The sequence below is a fragment of the Legionella lytica genome (genome assembly GCF_023921225.1).
Classification (GTDB): Bacteria; Pseudomonadota; Gammaproteobacteria; order Legionellales; family Legionellaceae; genus Legionella; species Legionella lytica.
The window spans coordinates 656,007-682,239 of the sequence record NZ_CP071527.1 but is presented as its reverse complement, the minus strand read 5'-3'; the positions used below and the strand labels follow the sequence as shown (position 1 = coordinate 682,239).

Sequence of the window (26,233 nt, the reverse complement as noted above, 5' to 3'; positions counted from 1 at the left end):
GACTAGTATTATAATAGCAGGTAAAATACTTTGATGTCCTCGCAGTAACGGCACGTAGAGATATGTTAAATAACATAGGAAAAAATGATGCACGATTCATCTGCCTCTAATCCTCTAAAAATCTTGCTCATTGAAGACTCTGTCGGTGATGCAATGATTATTAGTAAGGTGTTACAGCAGGCTATGCCTCAAGCTCACCTATTGGAAAGAGCCTCAACAATTAGCGAGGCGCTAAAAATTGTCTCTGAGCAGGAGTTTGATGTTGCATTATTAGATCGCACCCTACCGGATTCTCACGGCTTTAATGGATTACATAGCATTCAGAATATGTCCCCCAAACTACCTATTATTTTTTTAACTGGTTATAAAGATGAGCGTTTAGCACTTGAAGCCATAAAGCAGGGTGCTCAAGATTATTTATTTAAAGATCAATTAGATGCTAACTTAATTAAACGTGCGATCCAATATGCCGTATTAAGAAAACAATTCGAAGATGTACTCATTATCCGAGCTAATTTCGATATGCTGACAGGGCTTGCCAATCGTATGCTCTTTGAAAATCGCCTGGAAATTGCTCTCGCAAAAATGAGGCAACTTGGAGGCATAATTAGTGTGCTCTTACTTGATCTCGATAAATTCAAACAAGTTAATGACACCTATGGGCACATTGCTGGGGATAAACTACTAAAGGAAGTAAGCTCGCGGTTGAAACAATCTCTGCGCTCCTATGACGTTGTAGCTCGTTTTGGGGGAGATGAATTTGCTATTCTGCTTGAAAATCTTTCCGATCCTCATCAAAGTGAAATCGTGGCAAAAAAAATTGCCTCGCTTATGGATGCACCTTTTAATTTATCTGGAAATGAACTCCCCATTACACTCAGCATTGGCATTGTAAACTGTCATAATAACCGTTATATCAGCAGTGAATCGGTCTTATTACAAGCAGATGCAGCGATGTATGAAGCAAAATCACTCCCAGGTACTTCCTATCGAGTTTTTGGTAGTAACTAACCAATTGATTTTTAAAAATTTTATTTCGTAATTCTTGCTGACGGAATCACAGCCGTGTACGAAAATAAAATATGGGATGAAAGGTTTTGCTTACCACTGCAGATAGGCATAGCACAGCTCAAAAAAAGTAGGTATATTAACGTGAATTCACTTTAAAAGAGATAAAGCAATGGGGCGCGTTATTGGATTTGCAGCCAGCTTAATTATCGTATGGATAGTCGGTTATTTTCTTATCGTTGGCAGCAACATCTTTATTCCAGTTGTTTTGGCAATCTTTATTTGGCACATTCTCAATACCATTCAAGGTATTATCCAACGCATTCCTAAATACGGCGCTTTACTCCCTAATTGGCTGAGTATGATTTTAGCCTTTGGTGTCGCTGCGATTTTTATCAGTATCTTCATAAATATTATTTCGAATAATGTCAGTAATGTTGTTTATGCTTCTGGACGTTACCAAGATCATCTATTGTCTATTATTGATGGCATCGACAAGCGATATCACATTGAAGTATTAACTAACGTTAATAACATTATAAAAACCATTAATATTCAAACGATGCTTCTAAAAGTCTCTGGTGTTTTTACTACTCTCGCCAGTTCCACTGTTCTCATCGCCTTGTATGTTGCCTTTTTATTTGTAGAGCAACACTACTTCCTCCGAAAAATCGATGCCCTAGTCCCCTCGCTAGAGAATCAACAATTAGTTAATAATATTTTGATCCATATAGTTAACGACACCCAAATTTACTTAGGCTTAAAATCGCTTTTAAGTATTGCTACCGCAATGGCAAGTTGGTTCATTATGAAATGGGTAGGAGTCGATTTCGCCGAATTTTGGGCTCTGCTCATTTTCTTTCTCAATTTTATTCCCAATATCGGGGCAATTATCGCCATTTTTTTCCCAGCCACTTTAGCCATAGTACAGTTTGCTGACTGGCTCCATTTTCTAGAAATTATTATCGGTCTGGGGTCGATACAATTTCTTGTTGGCAACATAATTGAACCGCGTTTTCTGGGTAACTCATTGAATTTAAGCCCTTTAGCAATTTTACTCTCATTAACGGTTTGGGGCACCATCTGGGGTGTCTTAGGAATGTTTCTTTCCGTTCCTATTACCGTGATGATGATGATCATATTTGCGCATTTCGAAGCAACTCGTCCTATTGCCATTTTATTGTCCCAAGATGGGGATATTTTTAAATCTTATGAAACAATTTCTGGTGAAAAGATACCCGAGAAGAATTGGATACAGTATTAATTAAGGGATTTTTGTAATGAATAGATTGTATGTTGACCCGGACATTGAAAAAGCCTCCACTCTACCAGCCGAGTTCTATACTTCTGTAGACTGGTACGAACAGGCAAAAGAAAAGATATTCCCCACGACCTGGCAATTTTGCTTAAGTACTGAAGACTTGCAATTAGATGCCAAATTAATTCCCTTCACCTTGCTCCCTGGGCTTTTGGATGAACCCTTATTATTTGTGCGTGATCATGATGATACGATCCATTGCTTAAGCAATGTCTGCACCCACCGCGGAAATATTCTCATTGACGCCCCCTGTACTGCCGAAAAAATTAAATGTTCCTACCATGGCCGCCGCTTTAGTTTACGCGGAGAGTTTTTGCATATGCCTGAATTTGAAAAAGCCTGCAATTTTCCCTCCGCAAAAGATAACTTATCGCAAATCCCCTTTGGTGAATTATCCCCTTTTCTTTTCGCCTCATTAACTCCCAAAATACCATTCAATGAAGTATTTAAAGAAATACAGGAGCGCCTTTACTGGTTACCTATGGAAAAAATGCGCCTGGATAGCAATCGTTCCCGAGACTATCTGGTCAAAGCACATTGGGCCTTATATTGTGAAAATTATCTCGAAGCCTTACACATTCCTTTCGTACACCATTCATTAAGAAAAGTAATTGATTGCACAACCTACACCACTGAGTTGTACCCCTATTGTAATTTGCAACTGGCCTTAGCTAGCCCTGGCGAAGAGAGCTTTGATTTACCTAAAGACTCCCCTGACTATGGCAAGCAAGTAGCCGCATATTACTATTGGATATTTCCCAATACCATGCTCAACTTCTATCCGTGGGGATGTTCGGTTAACGTAGTCAAACCCCTGGGACCAGAGCTAACTAAAGTTTCATTTTTAACCTATGTTTTGGATGAGGAAAAATTAGGCAAAGGAGCTGGAGGCGATCTGGATAAGGTCGAACGTGAAGATGAAGCTGTAGTGGAAGCAGTGCAAAAAGGGGTGCGTTCTCGCTTTTATGATACCGGACGTTTCTCCCCTACCAAAGAACAAGGAACACATCATTTCCAGCGTTTGCTGTGTGAGTTTCTTAATGACTAGAGTCTGGTGACCACCAAAATAATGAGCATTTGTTTACTCTCAAGATACAAGGATTGATAATGCAGGAATTAGCCAAAGAACCCACCCTACAACGACAGTTTAGCGCTCGTGTTTTAGTTATGATTACCTTGGGGGGCTCAATTGGTACTGGGATTTTTCTAGCCAGTGGCAATGCCTTAGCCTTAGCAGGCCCAGGAGGCACCTTGCTAGCCTACAGTACCATGGCCATTATGGTTTATTTTTTGATGACTGGCCTGGGTGAAATGGCCGCGCTGATGCCGACAACAGGGTCCTTCTATGTTTATGCCTCAGAATTTTGTGATCCTTCATTAGGCTATGCTTTAGGATGGAACTATTGGTATAGCTATGCCATTTACATCGCTTCCGAAATTTCAGCAGCAGCCTTGATTATGCGCTATTGGTTTCCTGATAGTTCCCCATTCATTTGGTGTTCTATTTTTTCCTTTTTAATCATTGGTTTTAATGCCATCTCAACGAAAACTTTTGGTGAGGTAGAGTACTGGTTATCATTTATCAAAATTACGGTGGTAGTGCTCTTTATTATCACGGGTTTTCTTTTAGTTACAGGTATGACCGGTCAACACACAGGGGGACTTCACAACTGGTACATTGGTGATGGCCCTTTTCACGGGGGTTGGAGCGGAATAATTGGAGCCTTCGTAGTCGCAGGATTTTCGTTTCAAGGTACAGAGCTCATTGGTATAGCCGCAGGAGAAAGCAGCAACCCACGTAAAAATATCCCCAAGGCCATTAAAATGGTCTTCTGGCGAATTTTAATATTTTATATCTTATCCATTTTCATTATTAGCCTGTTATTGCCTTATAATGCACCGCAACTTGCTAGTGAAGATGTCATAACCAGTCCCTTTACCTTAGTGCTCAAGCAATATAACGAAACTTTTGCTGCAAGCATAGTTAATGCCGTTATCTTACTTGCCATTATATCAACCGCAAATACTGGCATGTATATAAGCAGCAGAATGATGTGGTATCTAGCCAAAGAAGGCCACATGCCACGAGTTTTTTCCACAGTAAATAGTCGGGGCATACCGATTTACGCACTAGCCTTAACCAGTAGTGTGACTATTTTAGCTTTTTTATCTTCAGTATTTGGCAATGGCACGGTTTATTTTTGGTTACTCAATGCCACCAGTCTTTCTGGATTTATTGCCTGGATGGGTATTGCCGTTAGCCATTATCGTTTTCGCAAAGCTTATGTAAGTCAAGGAAAAGACCTGTCAAAACTACCTTATGTCGCCAAAGCGTATCCTTTTGGTCCTATCTGTGCTTTTGTTTTATGCACGATTGTCATTGGTGGACAAAACTACTCGGCACTCATAGCAAATCCTATTGATTGGTATGGTTTACTGATTTCCTATATCTGTATTCCCCTGTTTTTATGCATTTGGTTGGGGCATAAGTGGATAAATAAAACGAAGGCTATCCCATTGATGGATTGCAAATTTACCTCTGAATAGCCCCAATGAGCCACTACGGATTTTATTTCTTATTGTTTTAAATTTATACTAAATAGATAAGAATAACTTTTTGGAAGTTGTATCGTGATTATTCATAGTGAATTCAAACCTGCTTGGTGGCTAACAAATAAACATGGCCAAACATTGTATCGTACATTAACTAATCGTTTACAGGCACCAATTGATTTCCACGAGCGCATTGAATTACCAGATGGAGATTTTATTGATATCGCCTGGGCAATTAATGGACTCAGTTCCGAAGCCCCCCTGGTAGTTTTACTTTATGGTTTAGGTGGAAGTGTTAATTCTGCCTATGTAGCGGGGCTACTGGCTGCATTTAATAAATCCGGTTATCGGGGAATGCTCATGCATTTTCGGGGAGCGAGTGGCGAACCCAATCGCCTGCCTCGCGCCTATCATGGAGGGGATACCGAAGATTTATCCTATGTCCTTGAACTGTTAAAAGCCCGAGAACCTAAAACCCAAAAAGCCGCCGTTGGAATTTCACTAGGAGGCAATGTGCTGCTAAAATGGCTTGGTGAGTCAGGCTCCGAAGCGTTAATTGATGCGGCGGTTGCGGTTTCCGTACCCTTTCAATTGCATGATGTGGTGAATCACATTAATAAGGGGTTTGCACGAGTATATCAAGCAAACTTATTGCAGCGCTTACGGGCGGTATTTTTGCAAAAGCTAGATATCGTTAACTGCCAACTGCCTATATCTGAGGAGCGCTTACTTGGCTTAAAAACCCTCTATGATTTTGATCAACAAATCACCGCCCCCTTACATGGATTTGCCAGTGTAGAAGACTATTATCAAAAAGCGAGTTCTCGACAATACCTCAGCGGCATTTCAGTCCCCACCTTAATTATTCACGCCCTAGATGATCCCTTTATGACGCCAACCACAATTCCCAGAGTTCAAGAGTTATCCGAGAATGTAGTACTGGAATTAAGCAAACATGGTGGTCATGTAGGCTTTATTACAGGCAAAAATAAACACCATGCTAAATGTTGGTTAGAACAACGTATAAATGGCTTTTTTAATGAGTTACTGGTTAGAAGAAAAACAAACTAAAGGTTTATGAAAAGGATGACACATTATGCCCAAGCCCCTACTCCACAACTCATTCTGTGCACAATTGGATATAAAATGGCCCCTTATCCAAGCCCCTATGGGCGGGGGCCCAACAACTCCAGCATTAGTTGCTGCGGTCTCCAATGCCGGAGGCTTAGGTTCCTTAGGGGTAGCCTATCTAACTCCCCAAAGTATTGAACAAACAATCAAAGAGACACAAAGACTTACCCAGCATCCCTTTAGTGTTAATCTCTTTGCACCTGCAAATACGCCTATATTGAATCAAGAAGCAATTGACGCCGCCTGCGACGCCACCCGAGGTTACCGGCAGGAGCTAGACCTTCTTGAGCCCTCATTACAAGCGCCCTTTGCCGAAAACTTTGAGGAACAATTCACCAGTGTCTTGCGATGTCGTCCCGCGGCATTAAGCTATACCTTTGGCCTCATAAACAAAGAACTTTTGCAAGAATGCCACCAACAAAAAATCTTTACCATGGGCACAGCAACCACCGTGGAAGAAGGTTTGACCCTCCAAGAATATGGGGTAGATGCGGTAATTGCTCAAGGTGCGGAAGCCGGTGGACATCGTGGTACATTTACTCCAGAGCAGCATGACTCATTAATTGGAACTTTTGCCTTAACCCGCCTCTTATCACAAAGCCTAAAAATCCCCGTAATCGCGAGCGGCGGCATTATGGATGGTCACGGTATTGTTGCCGCTCTAACCTTAGGGGCGCAAGCAGCACAATTAGGGACTGCCTTTCTTTTATGTGATGAGGCAGGAACATCTGCCGCTTATCGAGATGCATTAAATCATGCTCAAGACAAAGACACACGGCTTACTCGTGCGTTTTCCGGCCGCTGGGCACGTGGAATTCCAAATCGTTTTATGCTGGAAATGGAAGATTCACCGATTCTACCCTTCCCTGCACAAAATGTATTTACACGCGATATCAGGAAAAAAGCAGCGGATTTGGGCAAAGCAGAGTATTTATCCTTATGGGCAGGGCAAGGGGTTAATTTAATTCGCCGCATGGATGCAAGCCAATTAGTTCATACTCTATACCAAGAAGCCTTAGACGCACTGCCCGCACCATCTAAATAGCTGAGCATAGTTGTGGATGTAGTGTAGTGCAATCCGGAAACTCATGAGCACAGCGAATTCCTTTAAGTAAATCATGCGTAATAAAGCAACTGAATTGCTTAACTCTTATCGTACAACTAAGCTACAGGGATAGGAATCACATAAAATCTTTCGATAAATCAATAATGTTTTAGCTAGATTACGTCAATAGAGATGATGTATTTTTCATGATGGCTGAACAACCAATGATCCGTTCTTTTTTTAACCTTATTGATATATAATACAACCTTTTAGCCTAGTACACAGAGATTCTCAATGCACCTGAACATCCATGAAAAATACCAACTCTTAGTTGCTATTATAAAAACAGCTACTGATGCGGCAAAACAAAATGATAAACTTGAACTGAAACGTCTAGAAACACTGAAAAAACTTGTTGATGTAGCACAAATAACCAGCGAACTTAATAGCAAATCGAAAAGCTCATCAGAGGAATCGTTTAAAACAACCTACACTCAAGTAAAAAAAGAATTAATCACGTTACTCAGCAAATTGAACTCAAAAGTCGATTTTGAAAAACTTTTTAAGCCCAGTGAGAAAACTTTTAAGCAAATAAAAGAAAGTAAAGGTATACAGTTTTCCTTCGCTGACATTGTGGCTTATGTGCAAAAGCAATTAATCGATGCTCTTAATGTCCAGAACAACTATGAAGCGAGTTCATCAAGCTCATCGGAACTAAAAACGAAAACACCAAAAAAAGCCCAGCATGGCCGCCAGCGCTCCTTCACCGAATCGTCAATTCCGCAAATACCGGTATTGGATATATCACCTAAAGAAAAAAAACCAGGCTCGTCAAACAGCGCTCAATTAAGAGAAGAATACGCGCAGCAACGCCCAAGAAACATTAGTTTTTACAAGGTGCCGTCTCTTAATATCTCGGTAGCATCCTCTTCAAATGCCAAGCAATCCCCGCTTTCACCACGACCATCGCAGATTGAAGATAACCTGGAAACTTATTTTGATGACTTATTCGCCTGCGATCGTGAAAAGGCTTCTCAATTTGTAATTGCATTGGCAACACGAGAGTATTCCTGGGGAATTCGTGCCCTAAATGCGGCAAGCGACAAACGTCATCTAGACATCACTAAAACATTATTTGAAAATCTAAGTGAGTCAGAATTAATGCATGTTTTTGTTGAATTATTCAAACTAGAATACAAAAGCACTTGGTGCCGTGGCAATCAACTCATTTATACCTTACTTCAACATTACTTTGCTCAGCCAAGTATGAATGACTTTAAAAAATTCATTTGGAATACCGTTTTTACGCTAAATCAACTCTTTGCCAAGATTAATCTTCACCCCTCCTTAGACGATAAATTTAAACCAGCAAGCTTTTCTGCAGAGCAAAAAGATATTGAAGCTCTGCAACAATCATTCACCTCGGTGTTAACACAACTACTTGACCCGCAAAACTTCCCGCCTCTCATGCAAGAAATTATAAAACGTGGCTACCATGATTTAGTGAACCGAAATGATATAACGAATAATGATTCGGTAATACGCTCCCTAATATCGTTTATTGCCTTACGCTTTATCAATGCAATTATTCAGATAGAAGCGCGAGAGTATTTAACATTAGATAATTTAAATGCATTGGGGATCATTAACTTACAAACAGATGAAAAAGAATTCTTCGATGGGAAACTGCTTAATCTACAAATCTGGTATATACACGTATTCTCCTCAGCCCTTCAAGGAATTGCTGCACCGTTAGTTAGTGTTGAACAATCTAAACAACAAGCCTCCCGCGTTGAGCAAAAACTTGAGCAACAATCATTAGCATCGGCTCTCTTTAATAGTGTCGTACACAATGAAGACTTCCGAATGAGTCTCTATGCGGCTGTTAAAGATGGATTACAATTGCAGCTACTAGAAGGGATAACGCCTACCCATAATGACAACAAAATAGTATCACTGAATTATTCTGCTACAATAAAACAATTAAGTGAACTTTTGATGACGGAGGAATTCTCTGGGTTAACTTTCCGGAAAGATGGGGCGGTAACAAGCCCACGCAAAGAAGAAAAAACGAGTATTTTCTCGCTCTTTACGACAGAACCGACCTCACCCAAAGACAGTTCAAGCACGCCGATACACTCATCTAAGCCATTCAATGGCTAGGTAGTATAGGTACGCTCCTGGTCTGAGGTATCGACTCGTTTTTGTTATCGTTCTCATGAAGGCAGGATCCACGTGTCATATTTAACAATATGGCTTAATTATGGATGGTTTTCCGCGTTCTAGAGGATGAAACTTTCTCTATTTGAAAATAGTTCATTCAAAAAACTGTTCAAATAAAACCAGTCGATACCTCAGCCAAGAGGCCCAACCTGCAGCTCTGAATCATTACTCTTATGTATCTTTACGATAGCACTTCAGAAAGCTTATCCATTACCGCGTCAACCGAAATTAACTGCATGCTTTCCTCGCCATGCACATGCTGTCCCCATACATCCTCAATGGATGCACTACCTAAAATTTTCTCTGCAGCCTCTGGATAGCGATTCACCACCAAGTGCTGGAAAAGGTAAGGACCCGAAATAAGCGGATTAGTTACAGCATGCAAAGCAATAACCGGCGTATTTACCGCAGTGGACATGTGTGATGGGCCAGTATCTGGGCAAAGAACAACCGTTGCTTTGCTAATCAATGCCAATAACTGCTTTGGTTTTGTTTTTCCAGCCAAATTAATGGCGGGAATCTCTTGAAGAATTTGCTCGGCCAATTGTTTATCAAAATCGCCAGGACCGCCGGTAATCACCACCTGCACCTGCCATTTTTCCTGAGCCAGGCGTAAGACCTCAATGTAACGAGCAACAGGCCAACTGCGCTCTGGCTTGCTTGCAGCAGGGTTAATCACCAAAATAGGCCCACTTTTTGGCAAGTGTTGATCAGCCCATGCATAATCCTCAGGAGTAATCGGTAAATCCCAGCGAATCACTTTTTCTTTGATACCCAAAGCCTCAGCAAACTTTAAAAAGCCATCCAAAGTATGCTCAAAGCCCGGAGTAATACGCTCATTAACGAACCAGCCATGGGCATCATTAGCACGATGCTCATCATAGCCAATCTTACGTTTCGCTTTAATAAATGGATACAAAAAATTAGTGCGCAAACTGGCTTGTGGAGCCAACAGTACGTCAAAAACCCGACCATCCATTTGTTTTTTAAAACGCCAATAATCTGCTAAACGATGAGGCTTATCAATTACGATAAACTCAACACCATCCATCCCTTCAACTAAATCAAAAGCAGGCCGGGATATAATCCAAGTCAATTTGGCATGTGGTAAACTGGCTTGCAATGTCCTGATGAGCGGAACCGCCATTAGGACATCACCTAAAGCAGATAATCGAACAATACAAATAGAATCAATCATTCTGTAATACAAATCGCGAACCACAGTAAGGACATACTTCTACACCGGTTTTATCTATGGGTAGATAAACCTTGGGATGCGCATTCCACAACACCATATCATCTGTAGGGCAGCTTAAAGGTAATTGATCACGATGTACTACATAATTTTTTTTCGTACTTGCTGGTTCTAGTTGTTCTTTTAACATTGTGTTCCTCAATTAAAAAATACCCCTTATTGATTCGAAGGGGCAAAGAATCAAGTGCAATGCACCACGAAGCATTTAGCGATTATCTAATATTTCCCCAGTTTTCGCTATAACCTCGTCAGCAAAAGCTGTATTTTGTGGATCAAAACGCATTCCCTCTTCCCAATGCCGTAACCAAGTTAATTGCCGTTTCGCTAACTGCCGAGTAGCAGCTATGCCTTTTTCACGCATCGTAGGATAATCATCATTGCCGTGTAAATAGTCCAATACTTGGCGATAGCCAACACAACGCATTGAAGGCATATTGGTCGTTAAACTCCATTTCTGCTGCAATCGCTGTACCTCATCAACAAAACCTTGCGCCAACATTTGATCAAAACGCAAAGCAATCCGCTCATGCAACCAGGCCCGCTGTTCCGGAAAAAGGATTAAATTGACAAAGGTATAAGCAGATTCTTCCCTTTGTTGTTGATCTAAAAAATCAGATAAACACGTTCCTGTTAAATAATAAACCTCTAAAGCACGCTGGATCCTTTGTGTATCATTAGCATGAATACGTAACGCTGCTTTAGGGTCTACTTGCGTTAATTTTTGATGCAAAGCCTCCCAGCCATACTGAGCGGCCTCCGCCTCTAATTGCTGCCGCAATTCTGAGTTCGCTTCCGGTAAGGCCGATAATCCCTGTTGTAATGCATTAAAATACATCATGGTTCCACCGACCAATAAGGGAATATTACCTTTTTGGATAATTGTATGCGCTAAAGAGGTTGTATCTGTACAAAACTGCGCAGCTGAATAGGTTTCCGTTGGGTCTTTAATATCGAGCAAATGATGTGGAGCGACTAGTAACTCTTCCGGGGTGGGCTTAGCTGTACCAATATCCATATCCCGGTAAATCATAGCAGAATCAACGCTAATAATTTCCAAAGGATACTGCTTAACTAACTCCATCGCTAGCGCCGTTTTTCCTGATGCAGTGGGTCCCATTAAACAAAAAATCAATTTAGACATGTAACAAACTCTGACAATGTGCAATTGTTAAGGCTTTAAAGAGCCCAACTCGTTTCTCATCTCCTCCATGAAGCATAACAAAGACCTGATCCAATTCTATTTTTTCTTCACGACTTAATAATCGAGGGTCAAAAACTTGGGACTGACTCATTAATTCACTAAGCCGTTCCAAATTCCATTCATCTAAAGCAACCACAGCATCCAAAAATAAGCGCAAATCCAAATAGGGAACACTTACAGGAATAGTTCGAATCAGCACTTCGTGTATGCCTGAAAGTTCACACCGAATACCCAATTGTTCAAGGATTTGAGTGAACTCGGTAACCTTGTGCGCTGAGTCTTGCTGTAAAGTATAACGAATAGGTACTAACAAAGGGCGGCTCGCCCAAGGTAACGCCTGTTGTGCCAAACGCTCCCGCACCGCATGTTGATGCAAGGCTAAAAGGTTAATGAGATAGGGCTTATGCTGAACGAAACGAAGGATGTACTGATTATTTAAAATAACCCAAGATACATCCGTTTCTACGAGCGTACGCTCTCTACTTAATAATTCCAATTTCGGATAGGGCTCACAGATTTCTTTTGCAAGGGGAGCTAGGACCTCATCATTTGGTTTATAGTTTTTCTCTAGCTCAGTTTCAATTGCCACCGACCGCAATGCAGTTGCAAGCTGGGAAGTAAAAAAATCATGAACCAAGCGCGGCTGTTGAAAGCGCACTTCATGCTTGGTTGGATGCACATTAACATCCACTTCAGCATGCTCAATAGTAAAATACAGCACGCAAGCAGGGAAACGTCCGGGGTATAGCAAATCATCATAGGCTTGCTTAATTGCATGTGTAATTAACTTATCTTTGACCATGCGTTGGTTAATATAAACCCATTGACGGTCATTTTGACTACGCTGAAATCCTGTACCACTAATCCACCCATACAGGCGCATAGCACCACGTTCCACATCCAAATAAATAGCATTCTTCATAAACGTGCCGCCCATAATGCGCGTCATTCGGGTTAAACGGGTTTGTTCATTGCTTGCTGCGGGTAGAGCTAAAATCTGTTTTCCATTATGCTTTAAGGTTAGAGCAATGCCTGGAGCACTTAAGGCAAAACGTTTAACCACCGTTTCAATAGCCTGGAACTCTAATTTTTCACCTTTCAAAAATCGTTTCCGCACCGGTGCATTAAAAAATAAATCAACCACATCAATGGTGGTACCTTGGTTACGTGCGCAGGGAGTAATGGATACTTCCGTGCCCTGCACCCGTAGTGCCATCGCCGTATCTTGCGCTGCGGGTTTAGAACTAATCGTTACTTTGGCCACAGAAGCAATGCTGGCTAAAGCCTCACCGCGAAACCCCATGCTCTCTATAGCGTATAAATCATTTAAGGTATTAATCTTGCTAGTAGCATGAGCCGCAATCGCTAAGGGAAGATCATCCGCAACAATGCCAATGCCATTGTCACTGATTTTAATTTGATTCAGTCCTCCATAACCAATCTCAATCGTAATCGCATCAGAGCCCGCATCCAAACAATTTTCCAGCAATTCTTTTACTACAGATGCAGGTCGTTCAATGACCTCACCGGCAGCGATTTGGTTTGCAATCAGTGGCGGTAATTGGTGTATTCTCATGCCCATGTCGCAGGAATCATCAATTTTTGACCGGGTTTAAGCTGTGTTATGCCGCGTAAATGGTTCGCTGCCTGCAATGCATTCACTGTCACCCGATAACGTGCAGCAATTGCTGGCAATGTTTCCCCCGCCCGCACTAAATGAAACTTGTTCGTAATCATTGCCTCAATGCGCGAACCATGAGGTGGATTTTCCCAGAAATAACCTTTTATCCCTTGAAAAATTGCCTGACTTAAGCGCAACTGATAGGCAGGACTCGTAAGATTGCGCTCTTCTCGAGGATTGGAAATAAATCCAGTTTCCACCAAAATGGAGGGAATATCAGGGGACTTCAGCACCACAAAACGAGCCTGCTCCACACGCGAATTATGTAAGGTTGCGAAACCACCTAACTGATTCAAAACGCGCTTACCCATCTCTAAGCCTGCATTAATGGTTGCGGTTTGTGATAAATCGATTAATACCGAGCGCACGACACCATTTCGATCATCTAACTCGCCTAAATTCACCCCACCCAATTCAGAATAGTTTTCTTTTTCTGCCAGCCAGTGTGCCGCCTCACTGGTTGCCCCTCGTTGAGATAAAGCAAATACCGAGGCGCCATTAGAGTGTGGATTATGGAACGCATCCGCATGGATCGCGACAAAGATATCTCCATTATATTTGCGGGCAATGTCCAATCGCTCTCGAAGCCCCACATAATAATCACCAGAACGGGTTAATACGGCACGCATTCCTGGCTGTTGATCAATAAGACGCTTTAATTTAAGAGTAATGGCCAGAACCACGTCCTTTTCCTTAGACGCATGCGGGCCTCGAGCCCCCGCATCCTTCCCCCCATGCCCAGCATCTAACACTATAATCACGTCACGTAATGCCTTGGTTGAACCAGTACTTACTTTAACAGGGGCTTGCCGCGCTAGAATAGGTTTTACCGGCAGTTTCACTGAAGCTTTTACTGCAACTGGAGCCGGAGAAGCAAGCACAGGTGTGGCTACTGCAGCCACGGTAACTGGCTCTTTCGTATACATTAAATCAACGCGCACTCCATACGTACCACCAGGAGGTTGCCAAGGAACGGAACGAACTTGTACCTTTTGAGTTATATCCAAAACTAATCTTAAGGTTCTGAAATCAGCATTCCCCGTACGCATATGTTGAATAAGCGCATTAGTTAAACTTGGATGATTTAAATTAGTTGCTAATTGCGTGTCTTTTAAATCAATAACCACACGATCAGGTTGAGACAAGACAAATAGCTTATGCATAAACGGCCCATCAAGCGAGAAAAAAAGAGACGTTTGATTCTTTTGTTGTTTTAAAGCAATTGCCTTGAGTTGGCCACCGAAGGCTCCTACCGAGCTAAAAAACAGTACGAGCAATAAAGACCATGAACGTAAGATCATAATTCCCCTGAGAGGCAGGCTAAAATTCTTTGGCCAGCATCACTTGATGCAGTAATTTGCATCTCGCGTCCAACCCCTTTTATACTTAAATTAAAACGAATATCTACTTTAGGCAATGCCCTTCCTGCTTTTTCAGCCCATTCAATGCAGCAAATGCTCTCTTTCGTAAAATAATCGCGAAACCCTAAATATTCTAATTCTTCTTCGTGATGAATACGATATAAATCAAAATGATGAATGGCTTCATTCTGATAAGGATAACTTTCTACAAGCGAAAAAGTTGGGCTCTTAATTGCAGACGTCACGCCTAAACCACGTAACATAGCACGTACAATCGTTGTTTTTCCTGCCCCTAAATCACCACTCAAGGTGATAATAAGGGGAAGGCTAAGACAAGAGGCCAATTGGGTTGCAAACCGCTCACTGGCTTGCTCATCAGGCAAATCTAAAATAACCACTTTATTTAATTCATTCACAATAATTTAATACATAAGGTAAAACGTCAAACAAATCACTAGCTAATAACCCCGCTCCTCCCTGCGCATAAGCAACTTTGTCCCCAGCTACTGCATGCGCATATACCCCACACCGAGCAGCCTCAGGTAATGACATACCTTGAGCGCAAAGACCGGCAATAATGCCGCTTAAAACATCCCCCATACCCGCACTCGCCATAGCCGGATTGCCTTTAGGGCAAACAAAGGTTTTTTGTTCAGGGGCTTGAATTATTGAACCAGCACCTTTCAATACGACCACTCCCCCATACTGCTTTTGAATATTTGCAGCAGCCTGGTACCGATTCTTTTGTACTTGCTCTGTAGAGCAAGAAAGTAATGCAGCGGCTTCGCCGGGATGTGGCGTTAATATCCAATTATCATCCAACTGTGGATGTTCTGCCAAGAGTCTTAATGCTGAGGCATCGATAACCATGGGCAATTGCGACGTAATCGCAGCTAAAAATAAGCTAACCGCCCAATCACTATCTCCCAAACCAGGACCAATAACGCAAACACTTGCTCGGGCAAGCAAGGGTTGCAACTCTTGTGCGGAATTAACTCCCCAGACCATCGCTTCAGGGATTAAGGCTAAAGCGCCTTTCGCATGTTCTGGTAAGGTTGCAATACTGACACTACCGGCGCCAGTGCGCATGGCAGCCTTAGCCGCCAAGCTAATCGCCCCTGGCATGCCCAACCCGCCACCAATCACCAAAACATGGCCGTAATCGCCTTTATGGGAATTTTTTTTGCGCGCAGCTAAAGGCAATCCAATGTTAGACGGTCCCAACAAGCGAGCTGCAGGTTGGTGTTTAGCAACACAAGCATCCAATTGGATAGGGCAACAATAAATATCACCACAATAATCAGGAGCATCCGCTGTATACAGCCCAGCTTTAAGCGCAATAAAGGTCAAAGTAACTGACGCTTTAACACAAAGATTTTCAACACAACCGGTATCAACATTAAGCCCTGATGGAATATCTAAAGACACCACGGGTATGCCGCTGTCATTAATCTGATTAATTGCCGAAGCGATTAACCCATGAACAGGGCCTTGCAAGCCAATACCTAGCAATGCATCAACAATGAGCTCAACCTCACTATCAATAGGCTCGTCAACAGGTTGGCACTCAACTCCGGCATCTATAGCCATTAATGCCGCGTATTGCGCCGCATGCGGAAGATCAGCTAAAGCCTTGCCCTGATAAATCGTAACAGTTAATCCGTTTTCATGAGCCAAGCGCGCCACTACATAGCCATCACCAGCATTATTGCCTGAACCACAAAATACTGCGAGATGTTTCACCTGAGGATAAAGTTTTTTAATGTACGCAAAAGCTTCTGCCCCTGCTCGAGACATTAACTCATTTTCATCTAGATGATATAAGGACATTGCTTGTTGTTCGCAAGCTCTGATGTGTTCACAACGATAAAGGGCATTTTCTGGTTTAATCACCTGTGTGCTCCGATAACGATTGGGCTGGTAACAGACCCTGGTTTGAACTGAAAATAATACAGCCTGGATGGAGCGCAGCGCAACCCGAGATCTAGAACTTGAATAAAGCGCCGATCCCGGATTGCGCTGCGCTCCATCCAGGCTACATATTACTTAACTAATTTTAACGACGGTTTGCTTTTAGCCATAGCCGCAGTGACATCTCCACCAGCGGTTGCAGGAGGAGGAGAAGACGGAGGCTCTTCTTCAAGCTCAAACGCAATTCCTCGACCATTTTCTTTGGCATAAATCTCTAATACTGCACTAGGAGGAACAAAAATTTGCTCTGTTTTTCCTGAAAAGCGTGCAGTAAATACGATACGATCGTTTTCTAATAGCAACCCTCGGGTGGCTGCTGGAGATATATTTAACACAATCCGTGCCTCAACAATGTGCTCGTGAGGAACCTGTACACCTACGTAGGCTGTATTAACCAGAACATAAGGTGTTAATCCGTTATCTACAATCCAATCGTAAAAAGCACGAATTAAATAAGGTTTGTTTGATGTCATAGTCATGTTTATGCCGCTCTTAATTGTCGCTCAGCATCAGTTAAGCTAACTTGAAACGACTCACGTTTAAACAAGCGCTGCATGTATGCGATTAATCCTTTATATTCAGGTCCAATCTCAATACCTAAACGAGGTAAACGCCACAATAAAGGAGCTAATGCACAATCTAGCAACGAAAACTCATCACTTAAGAAATAAGGCTTGTCAGCAAAAACTGGATCTAAGCTAGTTAAACTTTCAAACAAGTTTGCTCTTGCCTGTTCTACATTAGTATCTCTTAAAATTTGGTTCATTAAGTAATACCAATCATGTTCAATGCGATGCATCATTTTACGTGTTTCTGCACGTGCAACCGGATATACAGGCAATAGTGGAGGATGAGGAAAACGCTCATCTAAATATTCCATAATAATGCGTGGTTCATACAGTACAAGCTCTCTATCAATCAGAGTTGGCACTGTTCCGTAAGGGTTCAGAGCTAAAAGATCAGCACTGGGTTCATTTTGCTTGGCAGGTAGAATTTCAACATTCACTCCTTTTTCCGCCAAAACGATACGAACCTGATGACTATACACATCATCGATATCAGAAAATAAAGACATTATAGTGCGCTTTGCAACAATTGCCATGAGCAACTCCTATCATTTCATGAAAAACGGTAAGGCACCTAGGGATAATAATTCTCGAAGGAGATACTGAGCTATTACTCAAATCCCTACCCTACAGTACAAACGTGATATTTTACCATATTTTTAACCTTTTGGGTTACTTTGTTATCTAAACTATGATGTTTTTTGCCAATACACACGTTTTAAGGCGAATACAACTAATAAAAACACCAGCAAAAACGCCAATACAAAGAACCCGAGCCGATGGCGAGCAACTTGCGTAGGCTCACCGGCATAAACAAGAAAACTTACCAGGTCGTTCAGTAGAATATCAAGTTGAGCGGAAGATAGCTCCCCTTCTTTAACCAATGATAAGTGTGTCGCATGCTCCTTTGTCTCTCGCACCAAGATCATTTCACCGATTAAGGGTTCTAAAATATTCGGCATAGCCACCCCTGGCACTAATAAATTGTTTACCCCAAAAGGTCTGGAGTTATCCGTATAAAAACTTTTAAAATAGGCAAATAGCCAATCGGCACCCTTTGCTCTCGCGACTAAAGATAAATCAGGAGGTACTACCCCAAACCATTGCTTCGCATCTTCTGGGGGCAATGCGATGCGAATAGGATCATTTACCGTGGCTTCGGTAAAAATAAGATTATTTTTAAGTAAATCCTCATCAACACGTCCATCAAAGCCTATAAGGCCTAAACCGTCTGCCATATGATTGTAACGTAAATATTTTAATGAATGACAGCCGGAACAATAATTCATAAACAACTTAGCCCCACGTTGCAAACTAGGCTTATTATCAATAGCAAAAGACTGTGCCCCCGATATTGGGGCCAGTACACATCCTAAGATCCCTACTACTAATACTAGTTGCTTTAACATAATTAACCCTCGATCCGAAGCGGGACAGGGCGTGTCACTTCCCAGCGTGTATAAAAAGGCATAAAAATAAAGTATGAAAAATAAAGGACGGCGCAAATACGGGAGAGAAGTAAACGTGGAGGATTAACAGGAATGGTACCTAAGTACCCCAAAATTAAAAATGATGCGACTCCGAGGCCTAACATAATACGTGAAAAACGGCCTTTATAGCGCATCGAGCGTACTGGGCTTCGGTCCAACCAGGGCAAAAGGAACAATATGGCAACAGCGGCTCCCATACCTATAATCCCCAAAAGTTTGTCAGGAATAGCACGCAAGATGGCATAAAATGGCGACATATACCACATAGGGGCAATATGATCCGGGGTCACCATCGGATTGGCGGGAACAAAATTACTGTGTTCTAAAAAGTAGCCCCCCATTTCTGGGGCAAAAAATACTACTGCAAAAAAGAGAAATAAAAAGAACAGTACTCCCACCAAATCTTTTACAACGTAATAGGGATGGAAAGGAATACCATCAACTGGATTTCCATTCTGATCTAAGTTATTTTTTATGTCGATACCCTCTGGATTATTTGAACCGACCTGATGCAGGGCAACGATATGTAAAAAAGCCAGGAGCAGTAAAAGCAAGGGGATGGCAATAACATGCAAAGCAAAAAAGCGCTGTAGCGTTGCATTCGTTACTGAGTAATCACCTCTTAGCCAAATTTCGAGACTGTTGCCAATGTAAGGAATGCCACCAACCAATGAGGTAATCACCTCTGCGCCCCAATAGGACATTTGTCCCCAGGGTAACAAATATCCTAAAAAAGCAGCGGCCAAAAGCAAAACATACAATAGCATACCTAACAGCCACACTAGTTCACGTGGCCGTTGATAAGAGCCATAAAGTAAACCACGAAATAAATGTAAATAAATCACAATAAAAAATGCGGACGCCCCTGTAGAATGCATATAACGCAGTAGCCAACCGTAATTGACATCGCGCATGATGTACTCCACGGAAGCAAAAGCCTGCTCAGCGGTAGGTGTATAAAACATTGTAAGCCATAAACCAGTAATAAACTGATTTGCTAAAACAACTAGTGCAATAGAACCAAAAAAATAGAAGAAATTTAAATTCTTGGGGACATAATAAGCGCTAAAATATTCTTTCCAGGTATTTAGCAATGGGAAACGCGCATCCAACCATTTAAATAATCTTTTCATTCATTAGGTCTCTAAAGTCATCACGAACGAAGCAGTATTAAACGAAGTCCAAATACGGAGGTACGGTACCAATTCCCGTATTACGACTACGTCTAATACGGCTACGTTTTACTATTCTCACCAATTACTAAAGTATGCTTATCAATAAAATAGTGAGGTGGCACCTCCATATTTATAGGTGCTGGCACATTTTTAAAAACGCGTCCCGCAAGATCAAAGGTAGAACCATGACAGGGACAAAAGAAACCTCCAGGCCAATCTGGCCCCAATTCCCCAAGTGTCGGCTTGTATTTTGGTGAGCAACCAAGATGGGTACAAATACCAATTAATACTAAATACTCAGGATTAATTGAGCGATGTATATTTTGCGCATAAGTTGGTTGTTGGGCAGTGAAGGATTGAGGATCCCTTAATTGACTTACATTTTCATTAAGTTTTTGTAACATTTCTTGAGTGCGGCGAATAATCCATACCGGTTTTCCACGCCATTCGACAACCGCTTGCTCACCAGGCTCCATTTTACTTAAATCGACCTGAATAGGGGCACCATCAGCTTGTGCTTTAGCACTTGGCAACCAAGACGACACAAGAGGAGTCAAGGCACATAAGGCACCCACACCACCTAAAACACAAGTAGTACCTAGTAAAAAGCGACGTCTGCTTTCATCTACAGAATCATCTGTTTTTTGATTTGGCTCTGGATTGCTAACTTCATCCATTATGAGGGCACCTCAAAATGATATTAGAGTACACGGGCGTTTAATGCACAAGTAAGCCGGACTCGCCCTGGCCACTACAATTAAGTTAAGGATTATATTATAGGTTGAGCCATGGGCCTAGCCTACACTACTGCAGCCAAAAAGCCTACACCAATAAAAAACCCCGCTGTTGCGGGGTTTTTTGTGTCCAGTAAACGATTAACGTTTGGAGTACTGAGTAGCACGACGTGCTTTGTGTAGACCCACTTTCTTTCTTTCAACACGACGTGAATCACGTGTTAGCAAACCGCGAGCACGAAGCTTTCTACGGAATGAATCCGGGCTTGGCTCTGCATCTTCAGCTAAACCATGCTCGTCATAAGCAACTAGAGCTCTTGCGATACCTAAACGAACCGCACCAGCCTGACCAGAAACACCACCACCAACAACAGTAATGTAGATGTCAAACTTGTCAACTAACTCAACAGTTTCTAGTGGCTGCATCACAACCATGCAAGAAGTTTCACGGCAGAAATACTCTTTCAAAGTGCGACCATTAACTTTGATCTCACCTTTACCTGGACGCAAAAACACACGAGCTGTTGAACTTTTTCTACGGCCAGTGCCATAGTATTGCTTCATTTCAGCCATAATACTTATTCCTCAATATCAAGTTGCTTGGGTTGTTGTGCAGTATGTGGGTGCTCGCTGCCAACATATACTTTCAGCTTACGATACATCTCACGACCCAAAGGATTTTTTGGTAACATACCTTTTACAGCTAATTCGATAATCCGAGCAGGATTTCTAGCCTGTAATTTTTCAAAACTATCTGATTTGATACCACCTGGGTGACCTGTGTGACGGTAATACATTTTGTCTTTAAATTTGCGACCAGTCACAGTAACTTTTTCTGCATTTGTGACGATAATGTAGTCACCAGTATCAACATGGGGGGTATACTCAGCTTTATGTTTTCCGCGTAAACGACGGGCAATCTCAGTAGCTAAGCGACCTAAAACTTTATCGCTGGCATCAACCACGAACCAGTCACGTTTGACTTCATGGCTTTTGGCACTAAATGTCTTCATTAAATGAACTCCGAACTGCCTAAATTAGTAATCTTCTATCATGGACGGGCGATTTTAACCAAAACAGAAACATCCTACAAGTAAAAAGGATAAAAATTTACAAACAAATAAATAAATCCGCGTAAATATAACAAATTCTGTGAGATAAAACCACTATAAAAATATTGTTCAGTTAAAGAAACAATAATACTATTGTTTAATTACTGGACTAAAACAATGTACGCTTTCACATCATAACATCGGCTCAAAGAAAATATCTTGGAACTCAACAGTAGGCTGGGCTGTAAAACCCAGCAACGGAGTAGCATCAAAGAATTATTGCTGGGCTTTACAGCCCAGCCTACGATTTTTCCTTAATTGATGCGATTAAACGCACATCGTAGGCACATATAAAGTGATTTATACGTGCTCAGGATCAATAGCTAATTCCTGGGCAATAACCCCAGAAATTAAATGTGAATCAATGATTGTGTCAATATCAGCAAAGGATGAATAGGTATACCACACACCTTCAGGATAAATAACAACACAAGGCCCTAAATCACAACGTCCAAGACAACCTGATTTACTCACACGAACTTTTCCCGGGCCATGCATACCCAGTTCCGACAAGCGTGATTTCATGTAAGTAAAAAACTCTTCACCACCAGAGTTAGCGCAGCATTGCTTGCCTGCAGCCTTCTGGTTAGTGCATAAAAGTACATGTTTCGAATAATAAGTCAACGAACTACTTTCCTATTTCTTCAATTTTGGTTTTCAACTTCAAACCGGATTTAAATGTAACTACCCTGCGGGCAACAACTGGTATTTCTTCACCAGTCTTCGGGTTTCTACCAGGTCTTTGTGGCTTATCCCTTAGGGTGAAATTACCAAAGCCAGATAACTTTACATGATGACCATGTTCCAGTGCATGCCTTAACACTTCAAAAAAATTTTCGACCATTTCTTTTGCAGCAGTTTTGGACATGTTTAATTCATCACACAAGGTTTCAGACATTATTGCTTTGCTAAGTGCATTCACGATTATTCCCTCAATATGATTGAAAATTCATTTTCTAACGCTTTGATTATAGCACCGATTAGAGAATTGATCTCAGCGTCAACTAATGTACGACTATCATCTTGTAACGTCATTGCAACAGCTAAACTTTTCTTACCTTCTGGAATACCTTGGCCAGTATATACATCAAATACATCAAAGGCTTTTAACCAATTTTCTTTGATGACGGCTCTAATTGCCGACTCAATCTGCATAACACTAATTTGCTTATCCACTAAAAACGACAAATCTCGGCGAATCTGAGGGTATTTTGAAATTGGCCTATAACGAGGCGCACCATGGCCAATGAGCGCATCTAAATTTAACTCAAACAAAAACACATCATCTTGTAAATCTAAGGCATCAACCAAACGTGGATGCAATGCGCCGAGCCATCCTGCAAATACCCCATTCACTAGAATTTCAGCGGATTGTCCGGGGTGCAATGCAGAATGTGATGCCGCAATAAACTCAACTCGGTTTAATTTTAATGCAGCAAACAACGATTGCAAATCACCTTTCAAATCAAAGAAATCAAAGGTCCGGCTGGTTTCACTCCAATTTACATCCCCAAGTGAGCCCATCATAAGCCCAGCAACACAAGGACGCTCAGATAATTGTTGCTGTTTAATGTCAAAAACCACCCCAACTTCAAAAAACTTTACTGACTGTTGTTGGCGATGAACATTATGAATCATTGAAGCAATTAAACCCGGCCACATTCCCACACGCATTTGCGATAATTCCGATGAAATAGGATTCAATAACTGCATGGTTTGGTATTGCGGGTAAAGTTCTTCTTGCAACCGTGGATCCACAAAGCTGTAACTGATGGTTTCATTATATCCATTAGCGCTAAACCAACGAGCCACACGTGTAGCAATCTCTTCATTGGCACACGTTGTTCCCGCTTGTACGGAAGCCAACATCGGCTCTGCTTTTAAATTATCATAGCCATAGAGGCGAATAATTTCTTCTACTAAATCAACATCTTGTTGAATATCAAAACGGTGTGAAGGAGCAGTCACATCAAGAATCGAATTGTGTTCATTAACAATAGTAATACCAATACCCTGCAATAAACTTTTCATTTCTTCACGTGAAATATTAAGGCCAGTCAATCGCTTCACTTTATCAGTATCAAAAGCAAAGTTAACTGTAGCAGGTATATGCGTGCTGTTATTCGCTTCAATTACAGGTCCTGCTTTTCCGCCAACAATCGACAGAACAAGCTCCGTTGCACGCTCCAGCGCCCTTCTTTGTAAATAAGGATCAACACCTCGCTCAAAACGCTGTGACGAATCACTAAACAGGCCAAACTTCCGGGCAACACCAGCAATAGTAATGGGATTAAAAAAGGCGCTTTCAAGGAACACATCTGTTGTCTGCTCTTGCACAGCACTTTTCGCTCCTCCCATAACACCAGCCATTGCTAAAGGTTTTTCTTGATCGGCAATAACTAAAACATTCTCGTTGAAGCGAAGTTCTTGTCCATCGAGTAATTCTAATTGTTCGTTTTCATTACTAAAGCGAACATTAATTCCACCGTTAATCGTACTCAGATCAAAAGCATGCATTGGTTGCCCAAGTTCCAGCATGACGTAATTCATAATATCAACAACTGGATGCAAGGAACGAATGCCTGCACGGCGTAGACGCTCGCCCATCCAAACAGGCGTACTTGCATGAGGACTAATATTACGAATAACACGACCACAATAACGTGCACAAGCCTCGGGATTTTGTAATTTCACTGACAAAACATCATCAATACTAGGAATAATTTCAGGAATGGCTTTCTCAAGTAATGGTAGTTTATTTAGTACCGCTACTTCGCGAGCAATTCCTAATACGCTAAAGCAATCAGCGCGGTTAGGGGTTAAATCAACATCAAAAACATAGTCATCTAAAGCCAAGTACTCACGTAAGTCCATGCCCACTGGCGCTTCGGGCTCCAACTCCAGAATGCCATCAGATTGCTCCGCCATTCCCAACTCAGCCACTGAACATAGCATCCCCTGAGATAACTGACCACGCAACTTTGATTCTTTAATTTTAAAGCCGCCAGGCAGAACCGCACCAATCATTGCCAATGCAACTTTTAGTCCAGCACGCACATTGGATGCACCACAAACAATTTGTAAAGGTGTATCGGTGTTAATGTTTACTTCACATAAAGTTAATTTATCTGCATCAGGATGAGGCTTAGTACTAAGAACTTCAGCAACGATTACGTGGGTAAACTCTCCAGCTACAGGGCTTACTGCATCGACTTCCAGACCTGCCATTGTTAATTGATCGGCTAATTTTTGTTCTGTTAATGTGAAATTAACCCATTCACGTAACCATAATTTACTTAATTTCATTTATAGTCCTTACCACCTAATTAAAATTGACTTAAGAAAGTAAAATCATTTTCAAACATCATACGCAAGTCATCGATTCCATAATACAACATGGCTAATCGATCCATTCCCATTCCAAACGCCCACCCCTGATATTCATCAGGAGAAATGTTGACGGCTCTTAAAACATTTGGATGAACCATACCGCAACCTAATACTTCCAACCAGCCAGTGAACTTACATGAACGACAACCTTTACCGTCACATTGAGTGCACTCAATATCTACTTCAGCGGAAGGCTCAGTAAACGGGAAATAAGAGGGTCTGAATCTTAATGCGAGTTCGCGTCCAAAGAAATGAGCGAAAAAGTCTTGCAAAAGACCTTTTAGTCCAGCCAAAGTAGCCTGCTTATCAATGAGCAAACCTTCTACCTGGTGGAACATTGGCGTATGCGTTAAATCAGAGTCACAACGATAAACTCGCCCTGGGGCGATCAAACGAAATGGTGGCGTACGTTGCTCCATCGTCCGGATTTGTACCGGTGACGTATGTGTTCGTAATAGACGACCATCCCCAAAATAAAAGGTGTCATGCATTGCACGTGCGGGGTGATGTCCAGGAATATTTAATGCTTCAAAATTATAAAACTCAGTCTCAATTTCAGGACCATCAACAATGTCAAATCCTAAACGACTAAAAAATTCATTAATTCGATGTTTTACTTGGGTTACAGGATGTAATGATCCGCTGTCTTTATTACGGCCAGGAAGACTAACATCAACTTGCTCTGCCGTAAGCTTTTCTAATAATTGCTTTTCTTTGAGCTCGTACATTTTCGCTTCAATCAGCGCGGTAATATCGCGTTTAACCTGATTGACTAATTGTCCTACTTTAGGTTTTTCTTCAGCAGATAAATGAGCTAATCCTTTTAGGATTTCAGTTAATCGGCCTTTTTTACCTAAAAAATCAACGCGAATTAATTCTAACGCAGCAACATCTTGTGCATGATTAATTGCGTCTGAAGCTTGTTCTTGTATGGCGGTGATATCCTGCATAATTATACCCACAAGTAAAAAGGAGGCCTGAGCCTCCTTAGGAATTACATTTTATAGTTGCTCTAGTTA

General features: G+C 41.7%; 25 protein-coding genes. 7 read left to right on the top strand and 18 right to left on the bottom strand.

Annotated features, from left to right (window positions below; all coding sequences use genetic code 11):
• Positions 1-84: 84 nt before the first annotated feature.
• The 7 genes from J2N86_RS03035 (at position 85) to J2N86_RS03005 (ending at position 9,218) form a co-directional block, all read left to right on the top strand.
• Positions 85-1,011, top strand: coding sequence for a diguanylate cyclase response regulator (locus J2N86_RS03035; RefSeq protein ID WP_252580913.1), 927 nt, complete (start codon positions 85-87; stop codon positions 1,009-1,011).
• A gap of 169 nt (positions 1,012-1,180) precedes the next feature.
• Positions 1,181-2,272 (top strand): AI-2E family transporter, encoded by a 1,092-nt coding sequence (locus tag J2N86_RS03030; RefSeq protein WP_252580911.1) that lies wholly within the window; start codon positions 1,181-1,183, stop codon positions 2,270-2,272.
• 16 nt (positions 2,273-2,288) lie between these two features.
• Entirely contained in the window at positions 2,289-3,374 is a 1,086-nt protein-coding gene (locus J2N86_RS03025) for an SRPBCC family protein (protein WP_252580909.1), read from the top strand.
• A 59-nt stretch (positions 3,375-3,433) separates the two neighbouring features.
• The gene (locus J2N86_RS03020; protein ID WP_252580907.1) at positions 3,434-4,873 is read left to right on the top strand and encodes an amino acid permease; all 1,440 of its coding nucleotides are present in this window, start codon (positions 3,434-3,436) and stop codon (positions 4,871-4,873) included.
• 84 nt (positions 4,874-4,957) lie between these two features.
• The gene (locus J2N86_RS03015; protein WP_252580905.1) at positions 4,958-5,950 is read left to right on the top strand and encodes a hydrolase; all 993 of its coding nucleotides are present in this window, start codon (positions 4,958-4,960) and stop codon (positions 5,948-5,950) included.
• 25 nt (positions 5,951-5,975) lie between these two features.
• A complete protein-coding gene (locus J2N86_RS03010) occupies positions 5,976-7,055 on the top strand; it encodes an NAD(P)H-dependent flavin oxidoreductase (RefSeq protein ID WP_252580904.1) in 1,080 nt (359 codons plus the stop codon).
• 294 nt (positions 7,056-7,349) lie between these two features.
• Positions 7,350-9,218, top strand: a complete 1,869-nt coding sequence (locus J2N86_RS03005) for a hypothetical protein (protein WP_252580902.1) — start codon at positions 7,350-7,352, stop codon at positions 9,216-9,218.
• Positions 9,219-9,459: 241 nt separating this feature from the next.
• Here J2N86_RS03005 and J2N86_RS03000 read toward each other — a convergent pair whose 3' ends face one another.
• The 18 genes from J2N86_RS03000 to pheS all read right to left on the bottom strand — a co-directional run bounded on the left by J2N86_RS03000 (position 9,460) and on the right by pheS (position 26,164).
• Positions 9,460-10,476, bottom strand: a complete 1,017-nt coding sequence (locus J2N86_RS03000; RefSeq protein ID WP_252580901.1) for a glycosyltransferase family 9 protein — start codon at positions 10,474-10,476, stop codon at positions 9,460-9,462.
• A complete protein-coding gene (locus tag J2N86_RS02995; protein ID WP_133136772.1) occupies positions 10,469-10,663 on the bottom strand; it encodes a zinc-finger domain-containing protein in 195 nt (64 codons plus the stop codon). Before J2N86_RS02995 ends, J2N86_RS03000 begins: the two co-directional genes overlap by 8 nt.
• A 75-nt stretch (positions 10,664-10,738) precedes the next feature.
• Positions 10,739-11,674, bottom strand: coding sequence for a tRNA (adenosine(37)-N6)-dimethylallyltransferase MiaA (gene miaA, locus J2N86_RS02990; RefSeq protein ID WP_252580899.1), 936 nt, complete (start codon positions 11,672-11,674; stop codon positions 10,739-10,741).
• Positions 11,667-13,316, bottom strand: coding sequence for a DNA mismatch repair endonuclease MutL (mutL, locus tag J2N86_RS02985; RefSeq protein ID WP_252580897.1), 1,650 nt, complete (start codon positions 13,314-13,316; stop codon positions 11,667-11,669). The genes miaA and mutL overlap by 8 nt, the downstream gene beginning before the upstream one ends.
• Positions 13,307-14,716 carry an N-acetylmuramoyl-L-alanine amidase family protein gene (locus J2N86_RS02980; RefSeq protein WP_252580895.1) on the bottom strand — a complete coding sequence of 470 codons (1,410 nt, stop codon included), beginning with the start codon at positions 14,714-14,716 and terminating at the stop codon, positions 13,307-13,309. The genes mutL and J2N86_RS02980 overlap by 10 nt, the downstream gene beginning before the upstream one ends.
• Positions 14,713-15,192, bottom strand: a complete 480-nt coding sequence (gene tsaE / locus J2N86_RS02975) for a tRNA (adenosine(37)-N6)-threonylcarbamoyltransferase complex ATPase subunit type 1 TsaE (RefSeq protein ID WP_407658966.1) — start codon at positions 15,190-15,192, stop codon at positions 14,713-14,715. Before tsaE ends, J2N86_RS02980 begins: the two co-directional genes overlap by 4 nt.
• Positions 15,185-16,606 carry an NAD(P)H-hydrate dehydratase gene (locus J2N86_RS02970; protein WP_407658981.1) on the bottom strand — a complete coding sequence of 474 codons (1,422 nt, stop codon included), beginning with the start codon at positions 16,604-16,606 and terminating at the stop codon, positions 15,185-15,187. Before J2N86_RS02970 ends, tsaE begins: the two co-directional genes overlap by 8 nt.
• Positions 16,607-16,818: 212 nt before the next feature.
• Positions 16,819-17,226 (bottom strand): ClpXP protease specificity-enhancing factor, encoded by a 408-nt coding sequence (locus tag J2N86_RS02965; RefSeq protein ID WP_252580892.1) that lies wholly within the window; start codon positions 17,224-17,226, stop codon positions 16,819-16,821.
• Between the two features lie 2 nt (positions 17,227-17,228).
• The gene (locus J2N86_RS02960; RefSeq protein WP_252580890.1) at positions 17,229-17,849 is read right to left on the bottom strand and encodes a glutathione S-transferase N-terminal domain-containing protein; all 621 of its coding nucleotides are present in this window, start codon (positions 17,847-17,849) and stop codon (positions 17,229-17,231) included.
• 153 nt (positions 17,850-18,002) lie between these two features.
• Complete coding sequence (locus J2N86_RS02955) at positions 18,003-18,722, bottom strand: cytochrome c1 (RefSeq protein ID WP_252580888.1); 720 nt, start codon at positions 18,720-18,722, stop codon at positions 18,003-18,005.
• A gap of 2 nt (positions 18,723-18,724) precedes the next feature.
• Positions 18,725-19,936, bottom strand: a complete 1,212-nt coding sequence (locus J2N86_RS02950) for a cytochrome b (protein WP_252580886.1) — start codon at positions 19,934-19,936, stop codon at positions 18,725-18,727.
• 101 nt (positions 19,937-20,037) lie between these two features.
• Positions 20,038-20,655 carry a ubiquinol-cytochrome c reductase iron-sulfur subunit gene (gene petA, locus J2N86_RS02945; protein ID WP_252580884.1) on the bottom strand — a complete coding sequence of 206 codons (618 nt, stop codon included), beginning with the start codon at positions 20,653-20,655 and terminating at the stop codon, positions 20,038-20,040.
• 198 nt (positions 20,656-20,853) lie between these two features.
• Positions 20,854-21,285, bottom strand: coding sequence for a 30S ribosomal protein S9 (gene rpsI / locus J2N86_RS02940; protein ID WP_252580882.1), 432 nt, complete (start codon positions 21,283-21,285; stop codon positions 20,854-20,856).
• Positions 21,286-21,290: 5 nt separating this feature from the next.
• On the bottom strand, positions 21,291-21,725 hold the full coding sequence (rplM, locus tag J2N86_RS02935; RefSeq protein ID WP_252580880.1) for a 50S ribosomal protein L13: 435 nt from the start codon (positions 21,723-21,725) through the stop codon (positions 21,291-21,293).
• 399 nt (positions 21,726-22,124) lie between these two features.
• Positions 22,125-22,448, bottom strand: a complete 324-nt coding sequence (locus tag J2N86_RS02930; RefSeq protein WP_252580878.1) for a (2Fe-2S) ferredoxin domain-containing protein — start codon at positions 22,446-22,448, stop codon at positions 22,125-22,127.
• A gap of 4 nt (positions 22,449-22,452) precedes the next feature.
• Positions 22,453-22,746 (bottom strand): integration host factor subunit alpha, encoded by a 294-nt coding sequence (locus J2N86_RS02925; RefSeq protein WP_165485130.1) that lies wholly within the window; start codon positions 22,744-22,746, stop codon positions 22,453-22,455.
• Positions 22,747-22,748: 2 nt separating this feature from the next.
• Positions 22,749-25,130 (bottom strand): phenylalanine--tRNA ligase subunit beta, encoded by a 2,382-nt coding sequence (gene pheT, locus J2N86_RS02920; RefSeq protein WP_252580877.1) that lies wholly within the window; start codon positions 25,128-25,130, stop codon positions 22,749-22,751.
• Positions 25,131-25,150: 20 nt separating this feature from the next.
• Positions 25,151-26,164, bottom strand: coding sequence for a phenylalanine--tRNA ligase subunit alpha (gene pheS / locus J2N86_RS02915; RefSeq protein ID WP_252580875.1), 1,014 nt, complete (start codon positions 26,162-26,164; stop codon positions 25,151-25,153).
• Positions 26,165-26,233 lie beyond the last annotated feature (69 nt).